This is a genomic window from Lishizhenia sp., assembly GCF_033720595.1.
GTDB lineage: Bacteria > Bacteroidota > Bacteroidia > Flavobacteriales_D > Crocinitomicaceae > Lishizhenia.
In genome coordinates, this window is sequence record NZ_JAWWCF010000138.1 from 1 (window position 1) to 8281 (window position 8281).

At 36.1% G+C, this 8281-nt stretch carries 7 protein-coding genes and 1 tRNA gene; 6 read left to right on the forward strand and 2 right to left on the reverse strand.

The window, feature by feature from the left end; all coding sequences use genetic code 11:
• The 3 genes from R3333_RS10190 to R3333_RS10200 form a co-directional block, all read left to right on the forward strand.
• On the forward strand, positions 1-1462 hold a 1462-nt coding region (locus R3333_RS10190; protein WP_318958690.1), incomplete at its 5' end, for an OmpA family protein.
• Between the two features lie 76 nt (positions 1463-1538).
• Positions 1539-3689: a hypothetical protein gene (locus tag R3333_RS10195; protein ID WP_318958691.1), complete on the forward strand. Its 2151-nt coding sequence runs from the start codon at positions 1539-1541 to the stop codon at positions 3687-3689.
• A 405-nt stretch (positions 3690-4094) separates the two neighbouring features.
• Positions 4095-4280, forward strand: a complete 186-nt coding sequence (locus R3333_RS10200) for a hypothetical protein (protein WP_318958692.1) — start codon at positions 4095-4097, stop codon at positions 4278-4280.
• Between the two features lie 519 nt (positions 4281-4799).
• Here the strand turns inward: R3333_RS10200 and R3333_RS10205 are convergent.
• Both R3333_RS10205 and R3333_RS10210 read right to left on the reverse strand, forming a co-directional pair.
• Positions 4800-4873 (reverse strand) — tRNA-Ile (locus tag R3333_RS10205).
• A 124-nt stretch (positions 4874-4997) separates the two neighbouring features.
• On the reverse strand, positions 4998-5846 hold the full coding sequence (locus R3333_RS10210) for a response regulator transcription factor (protein WP_318958693.1): 849 nt from the start codon (positions 5844-5846) through the stop codon (positions 4998-5000).
• 140 nt (positions 5847-5986) lie between these two features.
• Here R3333_RS10210 and R3333_RS10215 point away from each other — a divergent pair, with 140 nt between their 5' ends.
• The 3 genes from R3333_RS10215 to R3333_RS10225 all read left to right on the forward strand — a co-directional run bounded on the left by R3333_RS10215 (position 5987) and on the right by R3333_RS10225 (position 8269).
• Positions 5987-6913 (forward strand): hypothetical protein, encoded by a 927-nt coding sequence (locus R3333_RS10215; protein ID WP_318958694.1) that lies wholly within the window; start codon positions 5987-5989, stop codon positions 6911-6913.
• Positions 6914-7097: 184 nt separating this feature from the next.
• Positions 7098-7466 (forward strand): cupin domain-containing protein, encoded by a 369-nt coding sequence (locus R3333_RS10220; protein WP_318958695.1) that lies wholly within the window; start codon positions 7098-7100, stop codon positions 7464-7466.
• Between the two features lie 512 nt (positions 7467-7978).
• The gene (locus tag R3333_RS10225; protein WP_318958696.1) at positions 7979-8269 is read left to right on the forward strand and encodes a helix-turn-helix transcriptional regulator; all 291 of its coding nucleotides are present in this window, start codon (positions 7979-7981) and stop codon (positions 8267-8269) included.
• Positions 8270-8281: the final 12 nt, after the last annotated feature.

Sequence of the window (8281 nt, forward strand, 5' to 3'; positions counted from 1 at the left end):
TGTAGCCAATTATGGGAACAAAATCTTATTTGCTTCGAGTAGAGCTGGAGAAGGAGAATTGACGAAGAAAACATACGCTTGGAACGAACAACCTTACTTGAACATTTATGAGGCACAAAGAAATACAGCGAACGGTAACCTTACCAATGACAAATTATTCGAAGGCCTGAATTCGCAGTATCATGATGCTATGATTTGTTTCAACAAAGAAAATACACGCGTGTACTTTTCTACAAATCAATTGCGCAAAAAAGGTAAGCTGAAGACAAATGAGGATGGTACCTCTACCCTTCAAATTATGTTGGCGGATGTCGTTGAAGGCAAGATTGCCAATATCGTAAGTTTGAGCATTAACAGTGAAGAATATTCTTGTAGTCACCCCATGCTTTCTGAAGACGGTAAGTTTCTTTATTTCGTTTCTAACATGGAAAACGGGATGGGAGAAACCGATATTTATCGTGCACCCGTAAAGGCAGATGGAACAGTAGGTTCACCTAAGAATTTAGGACCAAAAATCAACACACCCGGACGTGAGATGTTTCCTACCCTACAAGAAGGCAAGCTCTATTTTTCATCAGATGGTCACTACGGAATCGGTGGACTAGATCTTTTTGCTTCAAAAATCAAGGGAGACAACTTTGAAAACCCTGAAAACTTAGGAAGACCCTTTAACAGTGAGATGGATGATTTTAACATCTACTGGACGAAGGCAGGTGTGAACGGATACCTTTCTTCCAACCGATTAGGCGGCAAGGGAGATGATGATATTTATTTCTTCACGAAAGATGATCAAAACTGGTATCAAGATGTATTTGGAAATGTTAAAGAGCAGACGACCAAAGAAATTATACCCTTCGCAACGGTAAAAGTATACGACGATTTAGATTCACTCATTGCTGAAACTCAAGCTGATTCTTTAGGAAGATTTGAGGTTCAATTACCTTGTAGCAGTACCAATAGATTAGTCTTTTCTAAAGAGAATCACAGTACAGAAGAGTTAGATGTTACAACGCCTGACACTCCGAAAGTACCCGAAGAGGAAGATGCAGAGGATGTTTACTTAACGCTGTATAAAACGCTGGTAAAAGAGGAAGATGGTGTGGAAAAAATCATTGTAAACCCTATCTACTTCGATTACGATAAAGCTGAAATAACACCTCAAGCCGAGGTAGAATTGAACCGAGTAATTGATGCCATGAATAAATTCCCAAGCATCGTGATTAAGATTGAATCACATACCGATGCAAGAGGGAAAGATAGTTACAACTTGAAACTCTCTGATGATAGAGCAAAATCTACGAGAGACTACCTGATTGAGCAAGGCATTGATCCTAACAGAATTATTAGTGCTGTTGGGTACGGTGAACAACAAATTAAAAACAAATGTAAAAACGGTGTTGAATGTACCGACGATGAACATTTCGTAAATAGAAGATCCGACTTTATTGTCGTTAAAAAGTAATAATTAAGGGTGAAGGGACCTTGGGGCTGTAGTGATGTAGGCGGCCCCGGGTCTTTCTCCTTTAATAAAAAGAAAAATGCTTAAATCATTTCACATATCTCTTCTTTCATTGCTCTGCGGATTGAGCTTATCAGCCGCTGGACAAACTCCGGGTAACGTAAGTTCTGGAACATTTGAAATGTGGTTAAAAGCAGATCAAAACTCGAGTGTGCTCAACCTGAGTACGAGTACAGCTTCTGATGGAGATGAAGTATCTCAATGGTCAGATTTATCAGGAAACAGAACCAATGACGCTACAAACAATAATGAATTAAGCAACCCTGTTTATTCTGCTGACTCAAGCACTGTACTTAACTACAATCCTACATTAACTTTTGATGGTATTAGTTCAGGGTTGAATTTTGGAAACGATTACATATACCCAGATGCATATGAAGTTTTAGGGATTGAATTTGGAGCAGTTTCTTTTGAAGGATTAAATTTCTTCATTATCCAGAAACCCTCTTCCACTAATTTTAACAAATGTAATCAGTTTATCTACGATGTAGGAAATTATAAAACAGATGGAATGGGCTTTACATATAATCAGAGTACATTTCAGCTATACACTCCTCCTGGATTATTGATTACTGTCGGTGACATATTAAATGGAATACTTGACCCCCTACTATCACCTTTGAGCTCATTCGTTAATGTTAGTATTGGTTCAGAGTCATCTGATACCATTAATCATGTTCACCTTCATGAGACTACTCTTTCTAGAAATACAGTTATTTCCGGAAGTGATCTTTTAGGAAGCATTATTAACTCTGGAGATAAATCCGTATATCTAAATGGAGAAATGAGTTACAATGAGAGCAGTTATGATTTAATAAAACTTAATTTAAACAGCATCCTATGTTCTTCTAGCCATTCAAGTTCATCTGGTCCATTCACTATAGGTAGACAAGCCAAATCGTCAAATCTCACATCTGACTATAACAGAGCTTTTGAAGGCCAAATTGCAGAAGTTATTGGATATTCAGGCGTACTCAGTGATGCTGAAACCAATAAAATCGAAAGCTACCTTGCCATTAAATATGGAATAACGCTTGAACATGGTGGAACTGAAAACGGAAACTACACCGCCAGCGACGGAACAACGGTTTGGAGTGCTAGTACCGCCACTACCACCTACCATAATAACATTATAGGAATAGCCAGAGATGACGATTCTGGTTTACTGCAAAAACAATCGCATACGCAAGATGATAGTCTACGCGTGTATTTGGATGAATTGGACACAATTAACGCTGGAAATCAAGGTACTTTCTCCAATAACCTTTCTTTTTTATTAATCGGTGACAATTCAGATAACCTCTACTCTTCTTCCTCTTATGGTGAAAAACCAGCAGGGTTATATTCAAGGTTAGACAGGGAATGGCGCATTCAAAGCACCAATTTCACAGACACCTTTAATTTGGACATCACGCTAAACAATTACGCCATAATTAATGCAATTGATACAAGTGATTTATACATACTTGTAGACAATGATGGTGATTTTTCATCGGGTGCAAACACTTATAGTTCCACTGATGGGATCACGTTTATATTGAATGGAAATGTATTGAGCATTTCTGGCCTAAACACGAGTATTTTCCCCAATAACTCTTCTAACTTCTTTACCATAGGATCAGGTAGTGGTAACACGCCTCTTCCTGTTCAACTTACCGAATTCAACGTAAATAATACAATTAACAATCACGTCCAAATCAATTGGACGACATCAACAGAAATAAACAATGATTATTATAGTCTTTATCATTCTACTGACGCTGAACATTGGGTACATCTTCAAAAAATAAGCGGTGCAGGAAATTCAGAAATAACCTTACACTATGACTTTTTGCATGAAACGCCTAAAAGCGGTGTCAACTATTATAAATTAGAACAAACTGATTTTGATGGAACAACAAAAGATTTAGGTATAAGAAGTGTACAAATTAACCCTACTACTTCTCAACTACAGGTATTTCCGAACCCTGTAAAAGGAGCACTTCATATAAGAGGTGAAATTGATTTATCGCAAGGAATATATGTTATCAATGAATTAGGTGTTGCTATTAGAATAGACGACTATATGATAATAAGTGACAACCACATTGTTCTCAACGCGGCATATCTCGAAAAGGGTAATTATTATATAAAAATGAACCAACAAACAATGCGCTTTACAAAGCTGTAGTCCCTCCTACACTCCTCAAAAACGCATATGGAGGGAAACATGTTTGTTAATTAAGGTCAGTACTCGGTGCTGGCCTTTTTTTATATCAAAAGCTTTAATAGTAGACACAACAAAAAAGGCTAGCACTATTATGACTGCCGAATTCAGCTACTTCTAAGTTCCAACCCCTCTGCTAGGTTTTTAGAAATCTAGTCTGTTGTTTTATTAAGCAAAGATAGATGAGGAAAAGAACCCATGGTGAACGGATGTATTCATAACCAGACATATCTCAGCAATATTACTATGCTACAGTAAGTACTACAATTCCCATGGTGACAAATGAGTATTTTTAAGAATATCCGTTTCTAACGCTTTCAACATGTCTCAATTTTTCCTATTTTCGATATCTAATAGATCAAGACCATCATGAAAATAATCATCTACTTAATCGCTTTTTTACTGGCTATTTTCTTTTTAATTCTACTCGCAGCAAGTGATCCAAATAGAGGCGTAAATGACACCCTAAACACAGGTTTAATTGGCATTAGTATTATGGTTGGTTCTGGTATAATTAGTCTTTCTATTCTGAGAAGTAATCAAGATAAGTACTAATTAATTCACTAAAACGGATGAACAAAAACAAGAAAAAAACACTTCTACTCTTAATCGATGTCATAAAAAATCAAGTTGTTCTAATTTTTAAAAACTTAAAAACGGTTCTGGCCGTTTTTACTTTTCTCTTATCCTTATTATACTCAAAACTTATTTGGAATGAGGTTGACGATTTACGTTTTGGAACACCAGTATCTGTAGGAATTTCCATTTTAGGTTTATGCATTCTAGTAAGCACAATGTTTTACATATCCTATCTTTTATGGAAAGAAAAAAAGTAAATTAATCGTGTTTCTATTCGATTACTCCCACTCCGTCCTATTCAAGCTCTCATTCAATCTTTTCTCATCAGTTTGAACATACTTCTCCGTTGTCTTAATATTACTATGCAGCAGTAAATACTTCAATTCCCATGTAGATAAAGATTTGATAGAAAAGAGTTATTTCATCGAGTGGTCAAAAGCAAAAGCTTTAAAATAAACAAAAAAGGCTAGCACTTTACGTACTAGCCTTTGTTTGTGGTCCCACCCGGGCTCGAACCAGGGACTTTCTGATTATGAGTCAGATACTCTAACCAACTGAGTTATAGGACCTCATTAACCTTTGCATTACAAAGAATTAACAGTGGCGCAAATGTAAGTGTACTTTCCTTAATTTGCAACACCTTTTTCTACTTTTTTTGGCAAAATTAGTAGGAGCTAGATAAGCTTCTCTTTATCAGTTCACAAACTTATAGCCGACCCCTCTAACGCTCACAATTTTAAGACTTTCGTCGTTTTCTAATTTCTTTCTGAGTTTGGAGATAAATACATCCAAGGTTCTACCTACGTAGTTTCCTTCATCTTCCCACACTTCATTGAGAATATATTCTCTTTTTAAAGTTTCATTTTTGTGTTGAACAAACAGGTGCAACAACTCAGCCTCAATGGCAGACAACTCGATTACCTCATCCTTGTAAAATAACTTCATCCTTTTTAACTCGAAATGGTAAGCCCCTAGTGCCAACACCTCTTTTGCTGCTCTTTTATTTCTTATCTTAAAAAGATAGAGTATCAATACCAACACTCCCCCACCTAAAAGTAAATAAACGGGAGTGTAACTCTGTTTTTCTTCCTCTACAACTGTATGAGCGATCCATGGTTCAGTACTGGTAAAAATAACTTCGTAACAATCCAAAGGCAGATCTCTCCCCTTACACGATAAAATTTCCTCATCCCGGTTTACACTTGCTTTAAAACTATGCAATACCTGATGACTATCGCAAGTGCTCACTTCAACAATAAAATTTTGCTGGGCGCGGTGCTTTTGCATAACCTCATGTACATTATTGTACAATTGATCAGGACTAAATTCTATCTCTTTTTCAAAACGCAGAACATATCTATTCTCTTGATGTTCCACTTCTAAAATTCGTGATGTACTATCTCCAATTTCACTTAAAAACTGGTGACCAATATTTCGTAGCAAAACAGCAATGTATTGTTCCTCATTTTGAGCATGTGTTGGCACCACTGTGCACGTGAATAAAAGAAGAATGAATACTTTAAAAAGTGGAAGTTTTCCCATGCACCAAATTTATTTTGAAAATAAGGTATTAACAATAGAAAAATAAGAAATTACGCGCGATTTACATTAATTTACATTCGTTCATCTACTGATACAAGGCGGCTTTTTACATTGAGGTCATAATCATAAAAATGAAAACCATGCATGCAATTGTTTTAAAAACACTTTTCCTTGGACTCTTTCCATTGTCGTCTTGTCTATTTACTTCTAAGAATAGCCCTGAAAACCAAACTAACGAATCAGCAATCCATCTAAACTACAATCAAAAAGAAGCACATCGATATGGAGGTTGGTATTGTCCTGATAACTTAAACACTTTCCCTGCTGTAAATTTAGCGGATTGGAAAAATGTACCTGTTGTAGAAGGTAGATTGCCAACAGAGGAAGAAGCACGAGGCGAAGCCTCACTAATTTTGGTCGATACAGTAAAGTACCCGAACGCGAAAGCTTTGAATACCCCGTTACCGCAATTGGCAAAATACCACAATCCTTACACCAACAGGGAGGATGTCATTATCATAATTCAAGCCATCTCCATCCAAGAAGATTCCATTGTTGGGTTTCGCTTTTTAAATGGCGGAAACGGGAGTGCCCGTTTAAATGAGGTAAACTTCATCACGCAAGAAAATGCTCGTTCTATGATAGGCGGAAAATTTGTGCAGCATGAGCTAAAAATTAAGGCAGCCGACAGTACGGTATGGAGCCTCATGACAGCAGCCAAAAATGCCACATTAATGCAAATCACCTTTGATCCTCAAAACAAACTTGCCGCTAATTGGAGATCCGAGGCACAACTCAATTATTACTATGCTTCCAAAGATCAACTTGTGAACACCTACTTATCAGATGACTTTTGGGGAAATTGTTATGTGCAAAATGATTTTAAGCAAAATCTATACACAGAAAAATTCTTCCTCATCCGTGAAAAAGATAAAAGCTTCTGCTCCTTAAAAATTGTTTGTGGACCTTACTTGGACGATTACCCGCAACAAGAAAAGGTACTCCTCAATTGGGCCAAACGGATTAAAGATTTGAGTGAATTTGGATCTTTGATTCCAAAACAATAATTCTCCTCCTTGTTCACTAAAAAAGCCAGCTAAAAAACTGGCTTTTTTTCATGAGGCAAGGTGTATCTATCTTTTACATTTAATTCTTTGGTAATTTTACATCTATTAGATAATAGAAAGCGCCTGATAGCCTCAAAAAACTATTGAATAGCTTTACCTAAGTACTTCACAAACATTACGAAAAATGAAAATTAAGAAAGTCTCTATCTCCGAAAAAATGTCATTATTCAGTGATTACTGGAACCCAAGAATAGTTGGAGAACTGAATGGACAACACATAAAACTAGTTAAAGCCAAAGGGGAATTCGAATGGCACAAACACGATAATGAAGATGAAATGTTTTTAGTGATTGATGGTGAATTCAATATGGAATTAAGAGATGAAACTATCGCAATAAAAAAGGGGGAATTTATTATTATCCCCAAAGGTATCGAACATAGGCCAGTAATGAAAAACGAAGTTCAAATTATGTTGTTTGAACCGGCTAATACCATTAATACTGGCGAAAACAAAACATCTGAACTCACTCAAAACAAAATGGAATGGATCTAAAAATAGTAGTTTCGTATCATCGAACCTTTCCATCACGGATGACCTTAAATTAATTCGTTTGTATCCATTCTTGTGGAATAAAATAATCAATGGTGGATATTCTTTAATTGTGTTTATTCTCCAAGAATGGCAGTATAAACACATTACATATATACTACCATATACCGAGATAAAGCGTACTTTTTAAGTCAGAACCCAACACCTATAACAAAGAGAAACCTACTTTGCTCCTAAAAAAATCAAAAAAATAACTAGCTTTAAACCACTAAGACTTACAACCACCACTATTTTCAAGAGTAAAGGCGGTTTTAAATAATTAATATTAAAAAAGGTGTATTTATACACTTGTTGTGCCCCATTAAAAAACCAACCGCACGAATAGCACATTTGCAATTCACACAAGCCACCCTACATACGAAAATTGCAAAAGAGCCATTTTCTTCCTCTGCTCATTGAGAATTGAAATAACTTCACTAAATTTGACCATATTTGAACAAGTATATTTCAGGTCAATGACAATCGGACAAAAAATACGGCAATTAAGGGAAGAATCAGGAATGAAACAGCGTGAACTCGCTGCAAAACTTGACATAGGAGAAGGCTTCTTAAGTAAAGTTGAAAATGACCAAAAGCCATTAAAACGAGAAGACCTTGCCAAACTGAGTGAGTTTTTTAATGTAAAACATTCCGACTTAGAAACGCTTTGGTTAGGAAACAAAGTTTATGACTTGATTAAAAATGAAAATCAAGGTTTGGACGCTTTAAAAGTAGCAGAAGAACAAGCAAAATATATTAGAAGATGATAAATACCTACA